This window comes from Brevundimonas sp. (genome assembly GCF_035935935.1).
Classification (GTDB): domain Bacteria; phylum Pseudomonadota; class Alphaproteobacteria; order Caulobacterales; family Caulobacteraceae; genus Brevundimonas.
This window is the reverse complement of sequence record NZ_DASYWO010000002.1, coordinates 277,627-299,866: the sequence shown is the minus strand read 5'-3', so window position 1 is coordinate 299,866 and position 22,240 is coordinate 277,627. Positions and strand designations below refer to the sequence as shown.

The window sequence follows — 22,240 nt, the reverse complement described above, 5'->3', positions numbered from 1 at the left end:
CCCCTCAGCTTCACGGTTCGAGGGGCGGGCGAATGAGGGCGGCGCGGGACGGTCTTCGGAGGCGATGGCGCTCGCCGGCGGTGCTGGCCGCTTCACTGGTCGCGCACGCACTCGTGCTGGGCGTTCTGGGTCTTCGCGCCGTCCGGATGGACGCGTGGCGGGGCGAGACGCCGCCGGTCGTTCTGATCGACATCACGCCGCGGCCCATGCTGGAGGGCGAACGTCCACGTGAGCGCAACTACGCCGCGCCTCCGGCGCCCGAGGCGACCGATCAGCCGCGCTCGCTCACAACTCCCCGCCCGGGGCTGATCCGTCGTGACGAGGATGAGGACGACACGCCGGACGCTCCGTCGGCCGGAACGGGAGCCCCTGGCGCGCCCCAATCGTCGGCGGCCGATCCGGGCGTCGACGAGGCATGGCGCGTGCCGGCCGGGCCCACGCGACGTCAGCTCGGTCGCAGCCTCCGGGGCAGCATGATCGGCTGCGACGCCATGAGGGGCCGGCTCTCCGCCGGCGAACAGGCCCAATGCGACGAGGCGTTCAACCGGGCCGCCGGGGCGGCGCCGCCGATCGGCGGCAGCGGCGACGCGGAGCGCGACGCTCGCTTCGCCGCGCAGGGCCGCCGCGAGATGGAGGCCTATGAGGCGCGTCGCCGCCCGCTGGCCGGAGGCACCGGCCTGGGTGAGCACGGCGACTGCCCCGGATCCAACTTCGGGACCGGGTGCCCGGGGCGGCATCTGGATCGCGGCTGGCGGCGCGACAACAACGACGTGATGTCGGGCGCCCAAGGCGGCCGCGAGCGCTGAGGCACGAAAAAGGGCGGCCCCGACGGGACCGCCCTCTTCCGTTGGTCATGACGTCGGGCCTCAGCCCTCGGTCGTCTCCAGCTCCGCGGCCAGATCGGCCGGCAGGGCCTCGACCGCCGCCTCGCGGGCGTCGGTCAGCGCCGCGTCCCGCTCGTTGGCGACGCGCTGCAGGCTGCGCAGGTAGGCGCCCGTGCCCGCCGGGATCAGGCGGCCCACGATGACGTTTTCCTTGAGGCCTTCCAGGGTGTCGATCTTCCCGTTGACCGAGGCGTCGGTGAGGACGCGGGTGGTCTCCTGGAACGACGCCGCCGAGATGAAGCTGCGGGTCTGCAGCGACGCCTTGGTGATGCCCAGCAGGACCGGCTGGGTGGTGGCCGGACGGCCGCCGCGCTTCTCGACCTTCTGGTTTTCCAGAACGGCCTCGGCGACCTCGACGGTGTCGCCCTTGATCAGGGTGGTCTCACCCGAATCCAGGACTTCCACCTTCTGCAGCATCTGGCGGACGATCACCTCGATGTGCTTGTCGTTGATCGGCACGCCCTGCAGGCGATAGACCTCCTGCACCTCGTTGACGAGGTACTCGGCCAGGGCCTCGACGCCCTGAATGCGCAGCAGATCGTGCGGGTCCGGGTTGCCGTCGATGATGTAGTCGCCCTTCTGGATCAGGTCACCGTCCTGCACAGAGATGTGCTTGCCCTTCGGGATCAGGAACTCGACCGCCTCGCCCTGGACGCCGTCGGCGTTGACTTCCGGGGTGATCTTGATGCGGCGCTTGTTCTTGTAGTCGCGACCGAACTCGACTCGACCGTCCATCTCCGCGATGACCGCGCAGTCCTTGGGACGACGGGCCTCGAACAGCTCGGCCACCCGCGGCAGACCGCCGGTGATGTCGCGCGTCTTGGCGCCTTCGGTCGGGACGCGGGCGATGATCTCGCCCGGCTTGACCTGGTCGCCGTTGGACACCGACAGAACCGCGCCGACCGGCAGCAGGTACCGGGCGTCGCCGCCCGAAGCCAGCTTGGCGTAGGCGTCGCCGATGGTGACGCCCATGGCCGGGCGCAGGTCCGAGCCGCGCGGGCTGGCACGCCAGTCCGAAACGACGCGGTTGGCGATGCCCGTGGCCTCGTCGGTCTCCTCGCGGACCGACAGGCCCTCGACCAGATCCTCGAAGCGGATGGCGCCGCCGACCTCGGTCAGGATCGGGGTGGTGTAGGGATCCCACTCCGCCAGACGCTGGCCCTTGCCGACCTCGGAACCGTCCTTGACCCGGATGCGGGCGCCGTACGGGATCTTGTGGCTCTCGCGGTCCTTGCCGTCGACGACGATGGTCACGACGACGTTGCGGCTCATGGCCACCAGATCTCCGTGCGCCGCCTTGACGGTCGGACCCACGACCTTGGCCGTGCCGGCGTTGGTCGCCTCGAAGAACGAGGTTTCCGCCACCTGCGCGGTGCCGCCGATGTGGAAGGTCCGCATGGTCAGCTGGGTGCCGGGCTCGCCGATCGACTGGGCCGCGATGACGCCGACGGCTTCGCCGATGTTGACGTTCGTGCCGCGGGCCAGATCACGGCCGTAGCACATGCCGCAGATGCCGGCGTCGGCTTCGCAGGTCAGGGCCGAGCGGACCTTGACCGACTGCACGCCCGCTTGTTCGAGGACCTCGATCTCCTCTTCCTGCAGATAGGTGTCCGCCGGGAACAGGATGGCGTCGGCGCCGGGCTCCTTGATGTCTTCGGCCGCGTAACGGCCCAGCACGCGCTGGCCCAGCGAGACGAGGACGTCGCCGCCCTCGACCACCGCGCGCAGGGTGATGCCGCGGGTCGAGCCGCAGTCTTCCTCGGTGACGATGGAGTCCTGCGCCACGTCCACCAGACGACGGGTCAGGTAACCGGAGTTGGCGGTCTTCAGCGCGGTGTCGGCCAGACCCTTGCGGGCGCCGTGGGTGGAGTTGAAGTACTCCAGCACGGTCAGGCCTTCCTTGAAGTTCGACACGATCGGCGTCTCGATGATCTCGCCCGAGGGCTTGGCCATCAGTCCGCGCATGCCGCCCAGCTGCTTCATCTGGGCCTGCGAGCCGCGGGCGCCCGAGTGGGCCATCATGTAGACCGAGTTGACGTCCGGCCGCTCGCCCTCATGCAGGATGCGCGGCTGGGCGATCTCGCCCATCATGGCGTCGGCGATGCGGTCCGTGGCCTTGGCCCAGGCGTCGACGACCTTGTTGTACTTCTCGCCCTTGGTGATCAGGCCGTCGGCGTACTGCTGCTCGTACTCCTCGACCTGGCCGCGGGTCTCGTTGACCAGCTCGGCCTTCTTGGCCGGGATGACGATGTCGTCCTTGCCGAACGAGATGCCGGCCTTGGCGGCTTCGCGGAAGCCCAGGCCCATCATCTGGTCGGCGAAGATGACCGTCGCCTTCTGACCGCAGTGGCGGTAGACCTGATCGATCAGGTTGCCGATTTCCTTCTTGGTCAGGTTCCGGTCCAGCAGCCGGTAGCCGATGTTGACGTTGCGCGGCAGCAGGTTGGCCAGCTTCATGCGGCCCGGCGTGGTATCGATCACCTTGGTGACCAGCTCGCCCGACGCGTCCATCTCCGTCCAGCGCGCCTTGATGCGGCTGTGCAGGGTGACCACGCCGGCGTCCAGCGCCGCGTCGATCTCGCCGATGTTGGCGAACAGCTTGCCTTCGCCCGGCTCGCCGTCCTTGACCAGCGACAGGTAGTACAGGCCCAGGACGATGTCCTGCGACGGCACGATGATCGGCTTGCCGTTGGCGGGCGACAGGATGTTGTTGGTCGACATCATCAGCACGCGCGCTTCCAGCTGGGCCTCGAGGCTCAGCGGGACGTGCACGGCCATCTGGTCGCCGTCGAAGTCGGCGTTGAAGGCGGCGCAGACCAGCGGGTGCAGCTGGATGGCCTTGCCCTCGATCAGCTTCGGCTCGAACGCCTGGATGCCCAGGCGGTGCAGCGTCGGCGCGCGGTTCAGCAGGACCGGATGCTCGCGGATCACCTCCTCAAGGATGTCCCAGACCTGCGGCTGCTCGCGCTCCACCATGCGCTTGGACTGCTTGACGGTGCCCGACAGGCCCTTGGCGTCCAGGCGCGCGTAGATGAACGGCTTGAACAGCTCCAGGGCCATCTTCTTGGGCAGGCCGCACTCGTGCAGCTTCAGTTCCGGACCGACCACGATGACCGAACGGCCGGAGTAGTCGACGCGCTTGCCCAGCAGGTTCTGACGGAAGCGACCCTGCTTGCCCTTCAGCATGTCGGCCAGCGACTTCAGGGGACGCTTGTTGGCGCCGGTGATGACCCGGCCGCGGCGGCCGTTGTCGAACAGGGCGTCGACCGATTCCTGCAGCATCCGCTTTTCGTTGCGGATGATGATGTCCGGCGCCCGCAGCTCCATCAGGCGCTTCAGGCGGTTGTTCCGGTTGATGACCCGGCGATACAGGTCGTTCAGGTCCGACGTGGCGAAGCGGCCGCCGTCCAGCGGCACCAGCGGACGCAGTTCCGGCGGAATGACCGGCACGATGGTCAGCACCATCCACTCCGGCTTGTTGCCGGATTCCAGGAAGGCCTCGATCAGCTTCAGGCGCTTGGACGCCTTCTTGGCCTTCATTTCCGAGGGGTTGTCGGCCAGTTCGGCGCGGTGCTTTTCGGCCTCGGCGTGCAGATCGATGCCCATCAGCAGGTTGCGGACGGCCTCGGCGCCGATCTCGGCCGTGAAGCCGTCGTCGCCGAACTCTTCCTGATAGCGGTAGAACTCGTCTTCCGTCAGGAGCTGGTTCTGCTTCAGCGGGGTCAGGCCCGGCTCGGTGACGATGTAGTTCTCGAAGTAGAGCACGCGCTCCACGTCCTTCAGCGCCATGTCCAGCATCAGCGAGATGCGCGACGGCAGCGACTTCAGGAACCAGATGTGCGCGACCGGCGAAGCCAGCTCGATGTGGCCCATGCGCTCGCGACGGACGCGGGCCAGGGTGACCTCGACGCCGCACTTCTCGCAGATGATGCCCTTGTACTTCATGCGCTTGTACTTGCCGCACAGGCACTCGTAGTCCTTGGTCGGACCGAAGATGCGGGCGCAGAACAGGCCGTCACGCTCGGGCTTGAACGTACGGTAGTTGATGGTCTCCGGCTTCTTGATCTCGCCGAACGACCACGAGCGGATCTTTTCGGGCGAGGCCAGAGCGATCTTGATCTGGTCGAAGGTCGGAGCGACCGGGACCGGGTTGAAGATGTTCAGGACGTCCTGGTTCATCTTGGTTCCTTCTGCGGCCATGCCGCGAAAATCATTGAAGAGTCAGAGAGCGGAGCGGACCGCCCTCCCCCGCCGCGCGAGGGAGGGCGTGATCCGGATCAGCCGTTCTCCAGCTCCACGTTCAGGCCCAGCGAGCGCATTTCCTTGATGAGCACGTTGAAGCTCTCCGGAATGCCGGCCTCGAAGCTGTCGTCGCCGCGGACGATGGCCTCGTAGACCTTGGTGCGGCCGGCCACGTCGTCCGACTTCACCGTCAGCATCTCCTGCAGGGTGTAGGCGGCGCCGTAGGCTTCCAGCGCCCACACCTCCATCTCGCCGAAGCGCTGGCCGCCGAACTGCGCCTTGCCGCCCAGCGGCTGCTGGGTGACCAGCGAGTACGGGCCGATCGAGCGGGCGTGGATCTTGTCGTCCACCAGGTGGTGCAGCTTCAGCATGTAGATGTAGCCGACGGTGACCGGACGCTTGAAGCGCTCGCCCGTCTGGCCGTCGTACAGGATCGACTGTCCCGACTTGTCCAGACCGGCCTCGCCCAGCAGGCGCTCGATGTCGTTGATGTGCGCACCGTCGAACACCGGGGTGGCGAACGGAACGCCCTTCGACAGGTTGCGGGCCAGTTCGACCAGGTCGCCCTCGTCGTCCGGCAGGGGCGTGTCCTTGCCGTAGACGTCGGTCAGACGCTCGATCAGAGCCTTCTTCTGCCCGCCGTTCTGCCAGTCCTCCAGCAGGTTGGCGATCTGCTTGCCCAGACCGGCCGCGGCCCAGCCCAGGTGCGTTTCGAAGATCTGACCGATGTTCATGCGCGACGGCACGCCCAGCGGGTTCAGCACCAGGTCGACCGAGGTGCCGTCCTCCAGATACGGCATGTCCTCGATCGGCAGGATCTTGGAGATGACGCCCTTGTTGCCGTGACGGCCGGCCATCTTGTCGCCGGGCTGAAGCTTGCGCTTCACGGCCACGAACACCTTGACCATCTTCATCACGCCGGGGGGCAGTTCGTCGCCGCGTTGCAGCTTCTCGACCTTGTCCTCGAATCGACGGTCCAGAGCCTTCCGGGCGTCCTCGAACTGGCGCTTCATCGCCTCCAGCTCGCCCATGGCCTTTTCGTCGTCGAGAGCGACCTGCCACCACAGGCCGCGCGACAGCTCGCCCAGCTTGTCCTCGGTGACGACGCCGCGACCCAGACCCTTGGGACCCGAGGTGGCGTTCTTGCCGACCAGCAGGGGCTTCAGGCGGCCGTAGACGTTGCGCTCCAGGATCGCCAGTTCGTCGTCGCGGTCCTTGCCGAGACGCTCGATTTCCGACCGCTCGATGGCGACGGCGCGTTCGTCCTTGTCGACGCCGTGGCGGTTGAACACGCGCACGTCGACGATCGTGCCGGCCACGCCGGGCGGCAGACGCAGCGAGGTGTCGCGGACGTCCGAAGCCTTCTCGCCGAAGATGGCGCGCAGCAGCTTCTCTTCCGGGGTCATCGGGCTTTCGCCCTTCGGCGTCACCTTGCCGACCAGGATGTCGCCGGGCTGGACCTCGGCGCCGATCGCCACGATGCCGGCCTCGTCGAGGTTGCGCAGGGCCTCCTCGCCGACGTTCGGGATGTCGCGCGTGATCTCTTCCGGCCCCAGCTTGGTGTCGCGGGCCATGACCTCGAACTCCTCGATGTGGATCGAGGTGAAGACGTCGTCGCGCACGATGCGCTCGGAGATCAGGATCGAGTCTTCGAAGTTGTAGCCGTTCCACGGCATGAAGGCGACGAGGGCGTTGCGGCCCAGCGCCAGTTCGCCCAAGTCGGTCGACGGGCCGTCGGCGATCACGTCGCCGGCCTTGACCACGTCGCCCACGCGCACGATCGGGCGCTGGTTGATGCAGGTCGACTGGTTCGAGCGCTGGAACTTCGACAGGCGGTAGATGTCGACGCCCGAGCGGGCGGCGTCCAGCTCGCCCGTGGCGCGCACGACGATGCGGGTGCCGTCGATCTGCTCGACGACGCCGTCGCGACGGGCCACGACCACGGCGCCCGAGTCCACGGCCACGACCGCTTCCATGCCGGTGCCGACCAGCGGCGCGTCCGACTGGACCAGCGGCACGGCCTGACGCTGCATGTTGGCGCCCATCAGCGCGCGGTTGGCGTCGTCGTTTTCCAGGAACGGGATCAGCGCCGCGGCGACCGAAACGACCTGCTTCGGCGACACGTCCATCATGTCGACCGTGTCCTTGGTCAGCAGCTGGGATTCGCCGTTGACCCGGCCCGGCACCAGATCGTCGACGATCTCGCCCGCCTTCAGCTCGATGTTGGCCTGGGCGATGACGTGCTTCGCCTCTTCCATGGCCGAGATGTAGACGACGTCGTCGGTCGCCTTGCCGTCCTTCACGCGACGGTACGGGCTCTCGATGAAGCCGTACTTGTTGACCCGCGCATGGGTGGCCAGCGAGTTGATCAGGCCGATGTTCGGACCTTCCGGCGTTTCGATCGGGCAAATCCGGCCATAGTGGGTCGGGTGCACGTCGCGGACCTCGAAGCCCGCGCGCTCGCGCGTCAGGCCGCCCGGGCCAAGCGCCGAAAGACGACGCTTGTGCGTGATTTCCGACAGCGGGTTGGTCTGGTCCATGAACTGCGACAGCTGCGAGCTGCCGAAGAACTCACGCACCGCCGCCGCGGCCGGCTTGGCGTTGATCAGGTCGTGCGGCATGACCGTGTCGATGTCGACCGAGGACATGCGCTCCTTGATGGCGCGCTCCATCCGCAGGAGGCCGACGCGGTACTGGTTCTCCAGCAGTTCGCCGACCGAGCGGACGCGACGGTTGCCCAGGTTGTCGATGTCGTCGATCTCGCCGACGCCATCCTTCAGGCCCACCAGGATCTGCAGGACCTTCAGCACGTCTTCCTTGCGCAGGACGCGGATGTCGTCGCCGACTTCCGGGGTTTCCAGACGCATGTTCATCTTGACGCGGCCGACGGCCGACAGGTCGTAGCGCTCGCTGTCGAAGAACAGCGACTGGAACATGGCCTCGGCCGCTTCCGGCGTCGGCGGCTCACCCGGACGCATGACGCGATAGACGTCGAACAGGGCGTCCTCGCGGCCCGTGTTCTTGTCGATGCGCAGGGTGTTGCGCATATAGGCGCCGACCGTGACGTGGTCGATGTCCAGCACGTCGATGGTGGTGAAGCCGTGCGATTCCAGCAGCTCGATGGTGGGACCGTCCAGCTCGTCGCCGGCCTCGGCGTAGATCTCGCCGGTTTCCATGTTGACCGCGTCGGCGGCCAGATACTTGGTCAGCAGGGCGTCGGCGGCCAGCGACAGCGACTTCGTGGTGTCGCCCAGCTTCTTCGCCTGGCGCGCGCTGATCTTGGTGCCGGCGGGGGCGATCACCTCACCCGTGTCGGCGTCGACCAGATCGAATTCCGGCTTCACCCCTCGCCAGCGCTCGGCCTTGTACGGCGTGACCCAGCCCTCGCCCCGCTTCTCGTAAGGCACGGTCTCGTAGAAGGTCTTGAGGATCTCCTCCCCGTCCATGCCGAGAGCCATCAGGAAGGTCGAGGCCGGCAGCTTGCGGCGACGGTCGATGCGGACGTAGACGATGTCCTTGGCGTCGAACTCGAAGTCCAGCCAGCTTCCGCGGTACGGGATCACGCGGGCGGCGAACAGCAGCTTGCCCGAGCTGTGCGTCTTGCCCTTGTCGTGGTCGAAGAAGACGCCCGGCGAACGGTGCATCTGCGAGACGATGACCCGCTCCGTCCCGTTGACGATGAAGGTGCCCTTGTCCGTCATGAGCGGGATGTCGCCCATGTAGACGTCCTGCTCCTTGATGTCCTTGACCGAACGGGCGCCCGTTTCCTCATCGGCCTCGAACACGATCAGGCGCAGCTTGACCTTCAGCGGCGCGGCATAGGTCATGTCGCGCTGGATGCATTCCTCGACGTCGTACTTGGGCTCCTCGAACTCGTAGGAGACGTATTCCAGGACGGCGCGCTCGTTGAAGTCCTTGATCGGGAACACCGACTTGAAGACGGCCTCGATGCCTTCGTCCGTGCGCTGGCCGGGACGGCCGTCGCGCTGCAGGAACTGCTCGTATGAGGCGCGCTGAACCTCGATGAGGTTCGGCATCTGCACCGCCTCGGGGATCTTCCCGAACGAGTGGCGGATGCGCTTCTTGCCGGTGAACGAGGTGGCGGAGGCGATCTGGGCGGCGAGCGCGAGACCGTCGATGGACTTGGCCATTCTGTTTTCCCAATCGGACCCGGGCAGGTCCTTTTCAATGCGGCGGCCCCGGCCCGCCGAACGGCGACCCGGGACTTCGGTGTTTCGGCGCCCACCCTCGATCCCTGGGGATCTGGACGCCTGAAATGTCGGGCTCCCTTGGGGAGGAGCGCGCCTTCGCACCGGTCTGAGGGCGACGAACCGGGCCTCGGCGCTTTCGCGCGGACTCTGTCGAGAGAATGCGGGAGGCGCTGATATACTCGCTTTGGCGGCGAAATAAAGGCCCCCGTCGCCGCTCTCGCCGGAACCGCCGACGGCTGCTAGCGTGACCGCATGATCCGCGCCCTCGCCCCTCTCGCCGCCGCTCTTTCGCTCGCCGCCTGCGCCACCGCGCCCGAGCCGGCCGCGCCCCTGCCCGCACCGACGCAAGCCGAGTGGGAGGTCAATCAGGCCGAGTGGCTGGCGTACAACGCGAAACAGCCGGGCTGGAACGTCACCGAAAGCGGCCTGCAGTGGCGGCGGATCGGCCGCGCGAACCCCGCCGGCGCCCAACCGCGGCCGGAAGACACGGTCAAGGTGCACTACCGCGGCGTGTTCACCGGCGGGCAGGAGTTCGACAGCTCCTATTCCCGCAACGAGCCGACTGAGTTTCCGCTGAACCGCGTCATCAAGGGCTGGACGGAGGGCGTCGGCATGATGCGCGAGGGGGAGACCTTCGAGTTCCTGATTCCCGGCGCGCTGGCCTATGGCGAGCGCTGGGTCGGCGGCGAGATCCCGCCGAACTCCGCCCTGCGCTTCACCGTCGAGCTGCTGGAAGTGAAGCGCGCCGACTAGCGCTTCAGCAGACGGTCCCGCGCGGCGTTGAGCCGGGCCGCCAGTCCTTCCGTGCCGCCCTGGTCCGGATGGGCGCGCGCCATAAGCCGGCGCCAGGCGGCGTTGATCTGGTCGGGCGTCGCGCCTGCCGGCAGGCCCAGCAGCGACCGCGCCTCGGCATCGTCCAAGTCCGGGCGCCGCGCCGGGAGGTCGCGCTTGCGAGAGGCGAGGGTCAGCCACAAGCCGCCGACGCCCAGCGCCGCCGCGGGGATCCACGATCCGCGGGCGGCGGCCAGCGCCGCCCCTCCGAGCATGACGGCCGCCAGAAGCGTCGCCGTAATCCGCCAGTGGCCCCTTCCCGCCCGCTCGGTCTGGCGCCCCAGCCGGATCAGGGCCCAGAGCGCGATCGCCGCCAGAGCGAGCACCATCACGGTCATCGCCAGGTCAGGCCGCCTCGCGCGGGACGACGCCGTCGTCGAGATTCAGCGCCTGCATCAGTCCACGGAGTTCCTGTCGCGCGGCGACGTGGGCAAGCGAAACGGCGACGGGGCGCACTTCCGGCGAGAGGTCGGCCACCGTCAGGCCGAAGGGGAAGAGTTCGCGGTAGATCACCCGGTCCCTCAGGCCCGGCCCGACGCGGAAGCCCACCCGACGGGCCAGGGTCGCGACGCGCTCGTCCAGCCTCTGGCGGTTGCGGGCGGCGGCGACCGCCAGTCGGTTGGAGAGGACCACCCAGTCGATGGGCCGCCCGCCCGCCACGGCCCGCCGCTTGCGGGCCTCCCACACCGTCTCGGCGTACATGGAAGGCCGCTTCACCTCGAGCGTGACGGGATCGACCGTCCCCAGCATGTCGAAGTCGACGAAGCTGTCGTTCATCGGCGTCACGACCTGGTCGGCCGCGACGTGGGCGGCCCGTGTGATCGGCGTGTCCCCGCCGGGGGTGTCGATGCAGACGTAGTCGCCCTGCCGGCGCGCCTGCTCCAGCGCCTCTTCGAAGGTCGCCAGCTGCGTCGCCTCGTCGGCCCGGGCCAGCGCGACGCCGTCGCCCATGTCGGGCGCTGTCGGCAGCGGGAGCGTCACGCCGTTGGCCTTCGTCCACGCGACGCGGTTCTCGAAAAAGCGGCCCAATGAGCGCTGACGCAGGTCGAGGTCGAGGATGGCGACGCGCTTGCCGGCGTCCAGGAGGGCGCAGGCGACGTGGATCGCCAGGGTCGACTTGCCCGCCCCACCCTTTTCATTGCCGAAGACGATCACATGGGCGGACATGCCGCGAACCCCCGAACGCGTGAACAGTCGGGGGAAGTGGCCGGAATTGAAGGGGACTTCAAGCCCCGCGACGGCACCAAGGTCCGTCGACGCCGGCGGCGGCGCAGACGGCGGCGGCGGCGGCCTCGGGCGCGGCGACCTTCAGCCGGACCAGGTCGCGGCCTCCGACGGTGACGGGCTCGAATCGCGGCGTCAGGCCGGACAGGGCGTCGTGCGCGCCGAGCTTCGACCACGCGGCTTCGGCGCCGTCCCGGCTGGAAAAGGCTCCGAGCTGGATCAGGCGCAGTCCGCCCGTCCTGCCTGGGGCGACGGCGGGCCGCAACCCGGCGGCCTGTCGCTTCCCCTCCTGAACCGCAGCCTCGGCCACGACCGGAGCCGCCGCCCTGACCACTGTCGAAGCCACGCCGTCGCGGGCGTCCCAGAGATCGTGCGGGTCCATGACCTGAACCGTAAGCGCCTGCGCCCGACGCAGACCGATGTCGTCGGCGCTGCGCGGCCCCTGCTGCCCCGGTCGATCCAGCGAGATCGGCACGTCGGAGACCATCCGCGCCAGATTTTCGAAACGGGCCGGATCGGCCTCGACCGCGCCGCAGGCCGCGAGCGTCGACGCCGCGGCGGCCACCAGCACTGGACGGATCAGGATGCGCAGGACCATAAGCCGACCCTAAACGCGGGTCTTTGAGGCCCGGTTCACGAACAGGCTTAAGCGTCGGAGTTAACGCGGAAACCATGATCGTTTCAGACGCTCCCCTGCCCGTCGTCCGTTCGACGGCCGACCTGCGCGCCGTCGTCGACGGCTGGAGGGCGCAGGGGCGCTCGCTGGCGTTCGTTCCGACGATGGGCGCCCTGCACGAGGGGCATCTGGACCTGGTGCGGGAGGCGGGGCGGCGGGCCGATCAGGTCGTGGCGAGCGTCTTCGTCAATCCGACCCAGTTCGCGCCGCATGAGGATCTCGGCCGCTATCCCCGGCAGGAAGGCCAGGACGCGGCGCTCCTCGCCGGCGCCGGATGCCACCTGATGTACGCGCCGTTCGTGGAGGAGATGTACCCCGACGGCGCGACCACGACGATCTCGGTCGGCGGCCCGGCGGAGGACCTTGAAGGCGCCTTCCGCCCGCAGATGTTCGGCGGGGTGGCGCTGGTGGTGGCCAAACTGTTCAATCAGGTCCGGCCCGACGTCGCGATCTTCGGCGAGAAGGACTGGCAGCAGCTGGCCGTGATCCGGCGCATGGTCCGGGATCTGGATTTCCCGGTCGAAATCGTCGGCGTACAGACGGCGCGCGACGGCCACGGCCTGGCCCTGTCCAGCCGAAACGCCTACCTGAACGAGGACCGGCTGGCGATCGCGCGGCGGCTGAACGGCGTGCTGGCCGAGGCGGCGGCGAAGGCCCGTACCGGCGCACCGCTGGCGGCTGTGGAGCGAGAGGCGCACGCCGCCCTGCTCAGGGCCGGCTTCGACCGCATCGACTACGTCCACGTCCGCGACGCCGCGACGCTGCGGTCGTTCCGGTCCGGTGTCGCCGAGGGCCCGGCCCGGGTGCTGGCGGCGGCCTGGCTCGGCACGACGCGGTTGATCGACAACATGGCGGTCTAGGGCACCGTGCCGACCAGGCCGTCGACGCGGTCGGCGGGGACGGACGCGTCCACGAGCGAGAGCGTCCAGCCACGATGGGTCGCCAGCCCCCAGCGGCCGGCGCCCGGCCCGAAGTCCGCGCCGCCGCTGGACACCGAGACGCGGCGCCCCGGCGCGAGGGCGGCCGGATCGACGCGGCCGACGGCCAGCGCACGTGGCGCGGCGCGGCCGCAGCCGTCGAAGACGCGCAGGTCCGACCACTCCGACCGCAGGCCCAGCCACCACGGACGCTCGGCGTTCAGCGCCAGCACGGCGACGCCCCGCCCTTCCGCCGCGAAGGCGAGGGCGGCCTCCGCGTCGGGGCTTTCGACCAGGGTCGCGGCCTGCCCGAAGCGGCGGCGCGCGGCGTCGACCGCGCGGCCCGAGCCGGCAGGGGCCCAGACGCGGATCTGCGTCTCGGTCTGGCGGGCCAGACCCCAGCCGACGATCTCGCGCCAGAGGCCGGCGACGGCCGCGGCCTGATCGGGGCGGGCGCGGCCGGTCATGCGGGCGAGCACCGCCGCCTCACGATCGGGGCGGAGCGGAAGATGCGTTCCGGAAGGCGCGTCCTTGGCCCTGCCGACGCGGTCGGCGAGGGCCAGACGACGCTGGAAGAGGGCCAGCATCTGGTCGTCCAGCAGGTCGATCTCGTGGCGCAGGGCGCCGAGAGTCATGTCGTCGGCGGAGGCGGGGCGGAGAGAAGCGAGGGAAAGGGTCACGGGGTCGGCTTTCGATGAGGTGGGAGGGTACCTCGCCGCTTCGTCAGAAGCGGTCGCCGGCGAGACGTGCGGGTCGAACCCGCGCCTCAGCCGGCGCGTCGAAAGCCGTAGGCGTAAAAGGTCGCGGCCGCGGCGAAGGCGCGGGCGACGGAAGCGCTGACGATGGCGGAAACGCCGGTCATGAGGGGATGAGGCCCGGTCTTCAGGTCCGCGTCAAGCGGGCTCGCGGCACAGGAGCACGAAGCGGGTGCGGTTTTCGGCCATTTCCTGCATGTCGTTGCGCAGGATCGTCAGGCCGTAGATCTCGGCGGCGGGCGGCGGGGCCAGGGCGGCGCGGCCGCGGTCCCCGGCCTCGGCGACGGCGCGCGCGGCGCCGGCGGTGTCGAAGGCCTCGACCTGCGTCAGCTTCAGCGCCGCGATCTGGGGCTGGCACTGGGCCAGGGCGACCGGGTGGCTCTCGACCGTCTTCAGGTCCGACAGGCGGGCGCCGTCGACGGCCATGAGGGCGAGGCGGATGGGCCGCCAGACCTCGGTGATGCGATGCAGGTCCGAGGCCTCGACCAGCGAGGCCGCCGGCTCGACCCGGCCGACGATGGCGTTCTCGACGGGAATGAGGGCGCAGTCGCAGTCGCCGGAGGCCACCGCGTCCAGCGCCTGCTGGAAGGTGTCGAAGCCCACCGCCACGTCCCACGGCCGCAGGGCGGCGCACGCTTCGTGACTGAAGGCGCCGGGCGCGCCCTGGAAGGCGACGCGGCCGGGCCGGGCGGCCTCGAGGTCAGGGGCGGCGACGTCCGTCATGCGGCCTCCGCGTCGGCGCGACGGCCGGACTTGAGGCGCTCGGCCACGAGGAAGGCCAGTTCCAGCGCCTGGTCGGCGTTCAGGCGCGGGTCGCAGTGGGTGTGATAGCGGCTGGACAGGTCGTCCTCGGTCAGGGCCTGCGCCCCGCCGAGGCATTCGGTGACGTTCTGGCCGGTCATCTCCAGATGCACGCCGCCGGGGTGGACGCCCTCGGCCTCGGCCACGTCGACGAAGGTGCGGACCTCCGACAGGATGCGTTCGAAGGGGCGGGTCTTGTAGCCGTTGCCGGCCTTCAGCGTGTTGCCGTGCATGGGGTCGATCGACCAGACGACGCGCTTTCCGGCCGCCTTCACCGCCCGCATCAGCCTGGGCAGGCGGTCGCCGACCTTGTCCGCGCCGAAGCGGCCGATCAGGGTCAGGCGGCCCGGCACGTCGTCGGGGTTCAGCACGTCGATCAGCGGCAGCAGGTCGTCCGGCTCCATCGTCGGGCCGCACTTCAGGCCGATGGGGTTGCGGATGCCTCGGGCGAACTCGACGTGGGCGCCGTCGAGGCGACGGGTGCGCTCGCCGATCCACAGCATGTGGGCCGAGGTGTCGAACCATTCGCCGGTGGCGCCGTCCTGACGCGTCAGGGCGCTTTCGAGGTTCAGCAGCAGGGCCTCGTGGCTGGTGAAGATCTCGACCTGGCTGAGCTCGGGATGCGTCTGCGGCGTGATGCCGACGGCCTCCATGAAGGCCAGGGCCTCGGCGATCTTGTCGGCCAGTTCGCGGTAGCGGGCGCCGGGACCGTGGTCGGCGAAGCCGAGGGTCCAGCGGTGCACGTTGTAGAGGTCGGCGTACCCGCCGCCGGCGAAGGCGCGCAGCAGGTTCAGGGTCGAGGCCGACTGGTGATAGGCCTTCAGCAGCCGCTGCGGATCCGGCACGCGCTCCTCGGCGGTGAAGGCCATGCCGTTGACGATGTCGCCGCGATAGCTGGGCAGCTCGACCCCGTCGATCGTCTCCAGCGGCGAGGAGCGCGGCTTGGCGAACTGGCCGGCGATGCGGCCGACCTTCACCACCGGCTTGCGGCCCGCGAAGGTCAGGACGACGGCCATCTGCAGGATCAGGCGGAAGGTGTCGCGGATGTTGTCGGTCGAGAACTCCTTGAAGCTCTCGGCGCAGTCGCCGCCCTGCAGCAGGAAGGCCTCGCCCGCCTCGACCTGGGCCAGCCGCTCGCGCAGACGCCGCGCCTCGCCGGCGAAGACCAGCGGCGGCAGGGCCTTCAGCTCGTCCTCGACGGCCGACAGGGCGCCCGCATCCGGCCAGTCCGTCGGCATCTGGCTGACGGGTTTGGTTCTCCAGCTCTCGGGCGTCCAGCGGCTCATGCCGCCAAGATAGAGCGGAGACCGGGGCGGAACAATGAATCCAGGGCGCGCGAAATCGCCCCGTCGCTTTCGCGCGGAGTTGGAGGGCGGGCGGAGCGCCGGGCGCGAAGCCCGGAGAAGATGAGTTTTACCGTTTCGGCTTCGCGTGACGCTCCGCGCGCATGGTTTTGACGGAAGCCCGCGTCGGGTGGCGCTGTTCACGCCTTACCGCGGTCGCCTCCGGCGGGCGGGCCGTCCCTGCGGACGGTCCCGGATCGGTCCAGGTATCCCCCCTGACCCTTGCCCGGGATCATCTCTTGGTGACCCCGATCGGCTCCGTCTCCGTCGCCCCTTCGCTCGCCCCCCGAACTCCCGCCGATCACCGAGACCAACCTGGCCTCAAGCAGCGAGCGCCCGCGGCGCGAGCGATAGGCCCACAAAGAAGGACCCCGCTCCACACGCTCCCGCCGCCGCAAGGTCGCAGGCCTCACGAGCCCTCCGGTGCGACGGGACGAAGGAAGGGTGGGTCAGGTCCGGAGCGGTCGTGACGAAACGGCCGAAGATTTCGGCGGGGCGCTGAATCTTCGACCGTTTCCGCCGGCGGTCAGCGCGATGAACGGGCGCCGATCGACGCTTTGCGACGCGGGCGGGAGGGCGCAGGGTGGCCGCAAACCGTCCGGGGGCCGCGCCGTGTTCAACCATCTGTCGCTGACCGTTCTGGCGGTCCTGTTCGTCGCGGCGGCCGGGGTGACGTGGGTCGCCGGGCTGGCGCTGGCGCGGACCACCGACGTGCTGTCGGTGCGGCTGAACCTGGGCGAGGCGCTGGGCGGGCTGCTGTTGCTGGCGGTGGCGACCAATCTGCCGGAGATCGCGATCACGGTCAGCGCGGCGCTGTCGGGCCAGATGGAGGTGGCGGTCGGCAACATCCTGGGCGGGATCGCGATCCAGACCGTGGTGCTGGCGGCCATGGACCGGGCGGGCGGCAAGGGGCCGCCGCTGACGTTCCGCGCGGCCAGTCTGGATCTGGTGCTGGAGGGCCTGCTGGTTGTGGCGGTGCTGGCCGTGGCGATCATGGGGGCGCAGCTGCCGGCGGGCGGCGGCCTGATCGGGGCCGGCGCGGCGCCGCTGGCGATCACGGCGGTGTGGATCGCGGGCGTCTGGATGATGGTGCGGGCGCGGCGCGGCCTGCCCTGGCACGCGGCCGGCCGGGCGCCCGAGGGGCAGGAGCAGCCGCGCGGCCATTCCCGCGAGGCGTTCGCCGGCAGGCACGGCGGGGTCGCGCTGGTCGGCACAGTGGCGGTGTTCGCGGTCGCCGCGCTGGCGACGCTGGCCGCGGGGGTGGTGCTGGAGCGCGCGGGGTCGGTCATGGCCGACCGGCTGGGCCTCTCGGGCGTGGTGTTCGGGGCCACCGTGCTGGCGGCGGCGACGGCCCTGCCCGAACTGTCGACCGGCATCGCCTCGGTGCGGATGAAGGACTATCGGCTGGCGGTCAGCGACATCTTCGGCGGCAACGCCTTCCTGCCGGTGCTGCTGCTGCCGGCCGCCCTGCTGTCGGGGCAGGCGGTGCTGCCGCAGGCGGGGCCGGCGACGGTCTATCTGGCGGCGCTGGGGGCGGTGCTGACGTGCGTCTATCTGGCCGGGCTGATCTTCCGGCCGACGCGACGCCCGGGAGGCATGGGGCTGGATTCGTGGGCCGTGCTGGCCCTGTACGCGGTCGGGGTGGCCGGGCTGACGGCCATCCCCGCCGCGGGCTGAGCGCCGGTCAGCGGCGCAGAAGCACGCCGATGACCACGCCGATCCCCAGCGCCGTGAAGGCCGAGCGCAGCGGGTCCTCGACCACCGCCTGACGCGCGGCGACGGCGCGCCCGCGGCCCCAGTCGCGGGCCCCGGACAGGTCGCTCTTCACCGTCTGACGCAGCGAGGCGCGCTCGGCCGTCGGCGAGGCGGGATCCAGCTGCAGCCCGTCGTCCACCGTGCCGTACTGGCCCTCTCCGGCAGGGATCAGCGTGGTGTCGGTCTCGTCGAAACGGGTGGCGTCAGTCATGGGGAGGCTCCTGGGGAGAGGGGTTCGCAGGAGGGAATGGGAAGGAGGCCACCGGGTTCCTTCTCCCCCGCGGGAGAAGGGCGACGTCAGCGCAGATGCGGCGCGACCTTCTTCTCCAGCAGGGCCACCAGTTCGGGCTGCATGAAGCCGTAGTCGTCGGGGATGCCCAGCACGATGAGGCGGGCGCGCTTCAGGTGGGGGCCGAAGCGGCGCTGGAGCTTGGCCTTGTGCGCCGCCTCCATGACGAGGATCAGGTCGGCCCATTCGAGCATCTCGGGATCGACCGGCACGTCGGCGTCGGCGCCAGGCCGGCGGACGCCGTCTCCACCCCCGGCCGGTCGGCGAAGACCCGCTCCGCCGTGGGCGAGCGGAGGCGGTTGCGGGCGCAGAGGAAGAGGAGGTCGGTCGAACTCAAGCGTCGAGCCAGACGCCGCACGTTGAAAACGCCAGCCTTTTGACCCGCGGTGGGTGATTCTGTGGATAACCGGTGGTTAAAAAAATTGCCCGAAAGATCAATGCATTGCGGGATTGCAAGGAAGCGAGAATCGGAACACAACCACTACATCTAGGTGCGGCCCACAGATTGGCCCCCAGATGATGTGCGATTTTGGCAGTCCGCGTGCGCGACTGCTATTGCGCGTTCCCGACAAATCAAAGATACCCAACACTGACGCTGAAACGAAAGAAGCCGTCGGGCGGCAACCCAACGGCTTCCGGAGTTAGGCGCTTGCCATCCAACAGACTTGGGCGGCAAGAACTGGCCCACTTCGCGAGGGGGACGATTTAGTCTCCGGCGGCCCAGTGTCAAGCCCAAGTCCCGCCTCAGTCCGGGGGACTTCCATGCCGACTTTCGGCTTTTCCGCCTTTCTCAAGCTAATCTGCCAAAACGCACAGCCTCAGATGTCCGCTCTGAGGTCCCGCTTCACTGCCAGCACGGGCGGGTACGATTACCACCGTAGCCTTCGCACCCACGCTCACCGGCTGTTGGTAGATCGCGAGCCGCTCGCCGATCTCGTGACATCCGCACAATCCATCAGCCGTGAGTCTGAGCGTCGCTCAGTCCTGGAAGGTCTGCAGTGGCTCGAAGCGTGGCGAGCGGCCAATCCGGGCGAGATCTTCCATGTGATGCCGGTGACGTTTGAAAGCCTGAACGGCGCATTCCGGGTCCGCTACGAACCCAACTTCGGAATTGAAATCGGCGGATCGCGCGTAGCCGTCCACCTATTCAACACGGCACACCCCCCACTCATCGCCCGCCTGGTCTATGGCGCGCTGCGCATGGTGCGCCCCGCGTACGAGGATGATGGGAACATCGACGACGTTGCGGTTCTGTCGATCCCCGACCGCACACTGTTCAGACTGGCTGAGGCCCCCGTAATGGCCGCACCTGACCGGCTGGCTCAGTCATTCGATCGCCTTTTGGAAGACGCACGCGATCAAGCGATCGGTCGTCGTCCTGTTGAAGCTCCTCGGCGCGGCCCCACTCCGCTTTAGAGCGGAATGTTGTCGTGCTTCTTCCACGGGTTCTCCGCCACCTTCCCCTTCAGCGTGCGTAGCGCCCGGATCAGGCGGCGCCGCGTGCCGTGGGGCATGATGACGTCGTCGATGTAGCCCAGCTTGGCCGCGACGAAGGGGTTGGCGAACCGCTCCTTGTACTCGGCTTCGCGGGCCGCCAGCGCCTCGGGATCGCCGGCCTCCTTGCGGAAGATGATTTCCACGGCGCCCTTGGCCCCCATGACGGCGATCTCGGCGGTGGGCCAGGCGTAGTTGACGTCGCCCCGCAGGTGTTTGGAGCTCATGACGTCATAGGCGCCGCCATAGGCCTTGCGCGTGATGACGGTCAGCTTGGGCACCGTGGCCTCGGCATAGGCGAACAGCAGCTTGGCGCCGTGCTTGATCAGGCCGCCGTACTCCTGCTTGGTCCCCGGCATGAAGCCCGGCACGTCGACGAAGGTGACGATCGGGATGTCGAAGGCGTCGCAGAAGCGGACGAAGCGGGCGGCCTTGCGGCTGGAGTCGATGTCCAGCACGCCGGCCAGGGTCTGGGGCTGGTTGGCGACCACGCCGACCGACTGGCCGTCCAGCCGGCCGAAGCCGGTCACGATGTTCTTCGCATAGTCGGCGCCGATCTCGAAGAACTCGGCCTCGTCGACCGTCTTCAGGATCAGCTCCTTCATGTCGTAGGGCTGGTTCGGGTTGGCGGGGACCAGGGTGTCGAGGCTGGCCTCGTCGCGCTCCGGATCGTCGTAGCTGTCGCGGACCGGCGGCTTCTCGCGGTTCGACAGGGGCAGGAAGCCGATCAGGCGGCGGACCTCGGACAGGGCCTCCAGATCGTTCTCGAAGGCGCCGTCGGCCACGCCCGACTTGCCCGCGTGGACGCGGGCGCCGCCCAGCTCCTCGTGCGTCACGACCTCGTTGGTGACCGTCTTCACCACGTCCGGACCGGTCACGTACATGTAGGACGTGTCCTTCACCATGAAGATGAAGTCGGTCAGGGCCGGGGAGTAGACGTCGCCGCCGGCGCAGGGGCCCATGATGACGCTGATCTGGGGGATCACGCCCGAGGCCAGGGTGTTCTGCAGGAAGATGTCGGCATAGCCGGCCAGGCTCTCGACCCCCTCCTGGATGCGGGCGCCGCCGGCGTCGAAGATGCCGATGATCGGGGCGCCGTTGGTCAGGGCCATCTTCTGGATCTTGACGATCTTGGCCGCGTGCGCCCCCGACAGGGAGCCGCCGAAGACGGTGAAGTCCTTGGAGAAGACGTAGACCAGCCGCCCGCCGATGGTGCCGCGGCCGGTGACCACGCCGTCGCCGGGGATGCGCTGCTGGTCCATGCCGAAGTCGTGGCTGCGGTGCTCCACGAACATGTCGGTCTCCTCGAAGGAGCCCTCGTCCAGCAGCACCTCGATCCGCTCGCGGGCGGTCAGCTTGCCCTTGGCGTGCTGCGCCTCGATCCGCTTCTGGCCGCCGCCGAGACGGGCCGCCGCGCGACGGGCTTCGAGCTGTTCGAGGATGGATTGCATGAAGAGACTCCCTTGCCGCCCGACTTAGCCGGTCAGTCGCGGGGGGAGAAGGGTCAGCTCTTCTGCGCCCGCAGCTGCGCCCACCGCTCCAGCCGCTCCTTGACCTTCGCCTCGTGGCCCTCGCCGGGCGGGTCGTAGAAGGTGCGGCGGTCCATGCCTTCGGGGAAGTAGTTCGCGCCGGAGAAGCCGTCCTCGGCGTCCGGGTCGTACTGGTAGCCCTTGCCGTAGCCCAGCTCCTTGAGGAGCTTCGTCGGGGCGTTGCGGATGTTCGCGGGCGGCATCAGCGAGCCGGTCTCGTGCGCCGCCTTCTTCGCCGCGCCGTAGGCCTTGTAGACCGCCACCGACTTGGGCGCGGTGGCCAGGTGGACGACGGCCTGGGCCAGGGCCAGCTCGCCCTCGGGACTGCCGAGGAAGTCGTAGGTGTCCTTGGCGGCGTTGGCGACCAGCAGGCTGAGCGGGTCGGCCTGACCGACGTCCTCCACCGCCATGCGGACGATGCGGCGGGCCAAGTACAGCGGATCCTCGCCCCCGTTCAGCATGCGCGCCAGCCAGTACAAGGCCGCGTCGGGGTCGGAACCCCGCACAGATTTATGCAGGGCGGATATGAGGTTGTAGTGTTCTTCTCGACTTTTGTCGTAGGCGGGCGCGCGGCGCTGCAGGGTTCCCGCCAGCGCCTGGACGTCCAGGGGTTCGGTGGCCGGCAGGGCGAACAGCACCTCGGCCATGGTCAGCAGATAGCGGCCGTCGCCGTCGGCCAGCGCCAGCAGGGCCTGCCGCGCCTCGGGCGTCAGCGGCAGGGCGCGGTCCTCGGCGGCCTCGGCGCGAATCAACAGTTGATCGAGCGCCGGATCGTCCAGCCTTTTCAGGACGTAGACCTGGCTGCGGGACAAGAGCGCGCCGTTCAGTTCGAACGAGGGGTTCTCGGTCGTGGCGCCGACGAGGGTGACGATCCCCTCCTCCACGAAAGGCAGGAAGCCGTCCTGCTGGGCGCGGTTGAAGCGGTGAATCTCGTCGACGAAGAGCAGGGTCGACTGGCCGGCGGCGCGGCGGCCGCGCGCGGTCTCGAACGCCTTCCTGAGGTCGGCGACGCCGGAGAAGACGGCGCTGAGGGACTGGAATTGATAGCCCGCGGCTTGGGCCAGCAGGCGGGCGATGGTGGTCTTGCCGGTGCCGGGCGGACCCCAGAGGATCATGGAGCCCAGACGCCCCGCCTCGACCATCCGCCGGATCGGCCCGCCCTCGCCCAGGAGGTGATCCTGACCGACGACCTCGTCGAGGCTGCGCGGGCGCAGGCGCTCGGCCAGAGGGGCGTCGGGCGGATGGACGCCGGAGGCTTCGAACAGGTCGGACATGGAGCGGAGGTAAGA

Annotated in this window: 17 protein-coding genes; 5 read left to right on the top strand and 12 right to left on the bottom strand. The window is 69.2% G+C overall.

The window, feature by feature from the left end; translation table 11 throughout:
• Positions 1 to 80 precede the first annotated feature (80 nt).
• Positions 81 to 806, top strand: a complete 726-nt coding sequence (locus VGR32_RS01925; protein WP_327447479.1) for a hypothetical protein — start codon at positions 81 to 83, stop codon at positions 804 to 806.
• A gap of 60 nt (positions 807 to 866) precedes the next feature.
• Here VGR32_RS01925 and rpoC read toward each other — a convergent pair whose 3' ends face one another.
• On the bottom strand, positions 867 to 5,063 hold the full coding sequence (gene rpoC, locus VGR32_RS01920) for a DNA-directed RNA polymerase subunit beta' (protein ID WP_327447512.1): 4,197 nt from the start codon (positions 5,061 to 5,063) through the stop codon (positions 867 to 869).
• Between the two features lie 98 nt (positions 5,064 to 5,161).
• The gene (rpoB, locus tag VGR32_RS01915; RefSeq protein ID WP_327447477.1) at positions 5,162 to 9,277 is read right to left on the bottom strand and encodes a DNA-directed RNA polymerase subunit beta; all 4,116 of its coding nucleotides are present in this window, start codon (positions 9,275 to 9,277) and stop codon (positions 5,162 to 5,164) included.
• A 312-nt stretch (positions 9,278 to 9,589) separates the two neighbouring features.
• Here rpoB and VGR32_RS01910 point away from each other — a divergent pair, with 312 nt between their 5' ends.
• A complete protein-coding gene (locus VGR32_RS01910) occupies positions 9,590 to 10,090 on the top strand; it encodes an FKBP-type peptidyl-prolyl cis-trans isomerase (RefSeq protein ID WP_327447475.1) in 501 nt (166 codons plus the stop codon).
• On the opposite strand, the gene VGR32_RS01905 is transcribed toward VGR32_RS01910, so the two are convergent.
• From VGR32_RS01905 to VGR32_RS01895, 3 genes are read right to left on the bottom strand one after another with little or no spacing between them, the layout of a single operon-like run.
• Complete coding sequence (locus tag VGR32_RS01905) at positions 10,087 to 10,506, bottom strand: molecular chaperone DnaJ (protein WP_327447474.1); 420 nt, start codon at positions 10,504 to 10,506, stop codon at positions 10,087 to 10,089. The two genes, VGR32_RS01910 and VGR32_RS01905, sit on opposite strands and share 4 nt — an antisense overlap.
• A 7-nt stretch (positions 10,507 to 10,513) precedes the next feature.
• On the bottom strand, positions 10,514 to 11,335 hold the full coding sequence (locus tag VGR32_RS01900; RefSeq protein WP_327447472.1) for a division plane positioning ATPase MipZ: 822 nt from the start codon (positions 11,333 to 11,335) through the stop codon (positions 10,514 to 10,516).
• Between the two features lie 58 nt (positions 11,336 to 11,393).
• The gene (locus VGR32_RS01895; RefSeq protein ID WP_327447470.1) at positions 11,394 to 11,990 is read right to left on the bottom strand and encodes an SPOR domain-containing protein; all 597 of its coding nucleotides are present in this window, start codon (positions 11,988 to 11,990) and stop codon (positions 11,394 to 11,396) included.
• Between the two features lie 74 nt (positions 11,991 to 12,064).
• On the opposite strand from VGR32_RS01895, the gene panC reads away from it, so the two are divergent.
• A complete protein-coding gene (gene panC, locus VGR32_RS01890; protein ID WP_327447468.1) occupies positions 12,065 to 12,928 on the top strand; it encodes a pantoate--beta-alanine ligase in 864 nt (287 codons plus the stop codon).
• Here panC and VGR32_RS01885 read toward each other — a convergent pair.
• From VGR32_RS01885 to VGR32_RS01875, 3 genes are all read right to left on the bottom strand, one after another.
• Positions 12,925 to 13,665: a chorismate mutase gene (locus tag VGR32_RS01885; protein WP_327447465.1), complete on the bottom strand. Its 741-nt coding sequence runs from the start codon at positions 13,663 to 13,665 to the stop codon at positions 12,925 to 12,927. The genes panC and VGR32_RS01885 overlap by 4 nt on opposite strands.
• Positions 13,666 to 13,878: 213 nt before the next feature.
• Positions 13,879 to 14,463, bottom strand: coding sequence for a prephenate dehydratase domain-containing protein (locus VGR32_RS01880; RefSeq protein ID WP_327447463.1), 585 nt, complete (start codon positions 14,461 to 14,463; stop codon positions 13,879 to 13,881).
• The gene (locus tag VGR32_RS01875) at positions 14,460 to 15,827 is read right to left on the bottom strand and encodes a class II 3-deoxy-7-phosphoheptulonate synthase (protein WP_327447461.1); all 1,368 of its coding nucleotides are present in this window, start codon (positions 15,825 to 15,827) and stop codon (positions 14,460 to 14,462) included. The genes VGR32_RS01880 and VGR32_RS01875 overlap by 4 nt, the downstream gene beginning before the upstream one ends.
• A 669-nt stretch (positions 15,828 to 16,496) precedes the next feature.
• Here VGR32_RS01875 and VGR32_RS01870 point away from each other — a divergent pair.
• Positions 16,497 to 17,561 (top strand): hypothetical protein, encoded by a 1,065-nt coding sequence (locus VGR32_RS01870; RefSeq protein WP_327447459.1) that lies wholly within the window; start codon positions 16,497 to 16,499, stop codon positions 17,559 to 17,561.
• A gap of 7 nt (positions 17,562 to 17,568) precedes the next feature.
• Here VGR32_RS01870 and VGR32_RS01865 read toward each other — a convergent pair whose 3' ends face one another.
• Together VGR32_RS01865 and VGR32_RS01860 are read right to left on the bottom strand one after the other, a co-directional pair.
• Complete coding sequence (locus tag VGR32_RS01865) at positions 17,569 to 17,850, bottom strand: hypothetical protein (RefSeq protein WP_327447457.1); 282 nt, start codon at positions 17,848 to 17,850, stop codon at positions 17,569 to 17,571.
• Between the two features lie 86 nt (positions 17,851 to 17,936).
• Positions 17,937 to 18,140: a hypothetical protein gene (locus VGR32_RS01860; protein WP_327447456.1), complete on the bottom strand. Its 204-nt coding sequence runs from the start codon at positions 18,138 to 18,140 to the stop codon at positions 17,937 to 17,939.
• A gap of 550 nt (positions 18,141 to 18,690) precedes the next feature.
• Between VGR32_RS01860 and VGR32_RS01855 the strand changes: the two genes are divergently transcribed.
• Positions 18,691 to 19,344: a hypothetical protein gene (locus tag VGR32_RS01855; protein ID WP_327447454.1), complete on the top strand. Its 654-nt coding sequence runs from the start codon at positions 18,691 to 18,693 to the stop codon at positions 19,342 to 19,344.
• Here VGR32_RS01855 and VGR32_RS01850 read toward each other — a convergent pair.
• Together VGR32_RS01850 and VGR32_RS01845 are read right to left on the bottom strand one after the other, a co-directional pair.
• Positions 19,341 to 20,873, bottom strand: a complete 1,533-nt coding sequence (locus VGR32_RS01850; protein WP_327447453.1) for an acyl-CoA carboxylase subunit beta — start codon at positions 20,871 to 20,873, stop codon at positions 19,341 to 19,343. The genes VGR32_RS01855 and VGR32_RS01850 overlap by 4 nt on opposite strands.
• A gap of 53 nt (positions 20,874 to 20,926) precedes the next feature.
• Positions 20,927 to 22,225, bottom strand: coding sequence for a replication-associated recombination protein A (locus tag VGR32_RS01845; protein WP_327447451.1), 1,299 nt, complete (start codon positions 22,223 to 22,225; stop codon positions 20,927 to 20,929).
• Between the last annotated feature and the right edge of the window lie 15 nt (positions 22,226 to 22,240).

What these genes read in the sequence shown, in the direction of transcription:
- rpoC (WP_327447512.1), bottom strand. Translation starts at nt 5,063, where the DNA reads ATGAACCAGGACGTCCTGAACATCTTCAACCCGGTCCCGGTCGCTCCG.
- rpoB (WP_327447477.1), bottom strand. Translation starts at nt 9,277, where the DNA reads ATGGCCAAGTCCATCGACGGTCTCGCGCTCGCCGCCCAGATCGCCTCC.
- VGR32_RS01910 (WP_327447475.1), top strand. Translation starts at nt 9,590, where the DNA reads ATGATCCGCGCCCTCGCCCCTCTCGCCGCCGCTCTTTCGCTCGCCGCC.
- VGR32_RS01905 (WP_327447474.1), bottom strand. Translation starts at nt 10,506, where the DNA reads ATGACCGTGATGGTGCTCGCTCTGGCGGCGATCGCGCTCTGGGCCCTG.
- VGR32_RS01900 (WP_327447472.1), bottom strand. Translation starts at nt 11,335, where the DNA reads ATGTCCGCCCATGTGATCGTCTTCGGCAATGAAAAGGGTGGGGCGGGC.
- VGR32_RS01895 (WP_327447470.1), bottom strand. Translation starts at nt 11,990, where the DNA reads ATGGTCCTGCGCATCCTGATCCGTCCAGTGCTGGTGGCCGCCGCGGCG.
- panC (WP_327447468.1), top strand. Translation starts at nt 12,065, where the DNA reads ATGATCGTTTCAGACGCTCCCCTGCCCGTCGTCCGTTCGACGGCCGAC.
- VGR32_RS01880 (WP_327447463.1), bottom strand. Translation starts at nt 14,463, where the DNA reads ATGACGGACGTCGCCGCCCCTGACCTCGAGGCCGCCCGGCCCGGCCGC.
- VGR32_RS01875 (WP_327447461.1), bottom strand. Translation starts at nt 15,827, where the DNA reads ATGAGCCGCTGGACGCCCGAGAGCTGGAGAACCAAACCCGTCAGCCAG.
- VGR32_RS01865 (WP_327447457.1), bottom strand. Translation starts at nt 17,850, where the DNA reads ATGACTGACGCCACCCGTTTCGACGAGACCGACACCACGCTGATCCCT.
- VGR32_RS01855 (WP_327447454.1), top strand. Translation starts at nt 18,691, where the DNA reads ATGCCGACTTTCGGCTTTTCCGCCTTTCTCAAGCTAATCTGCCAAAAC.
- VGR32_RS01850 (WP_327447453.1), bottom strand. Translation starts at nt 20,873, where the DNA reads ATGCAATCCATCCTCGAACAGCTCGAAGCCCGTCGCGCGGCGGCCCGT.
- VGR32_RS01845 (WP_327447451.1), bottom strand. Translation starts at nt 22,225, where the DNA reads ATGTCCGACCTGTTCGAAGCCTCCGGCGTCCATCCGCCCGACGCCCCT.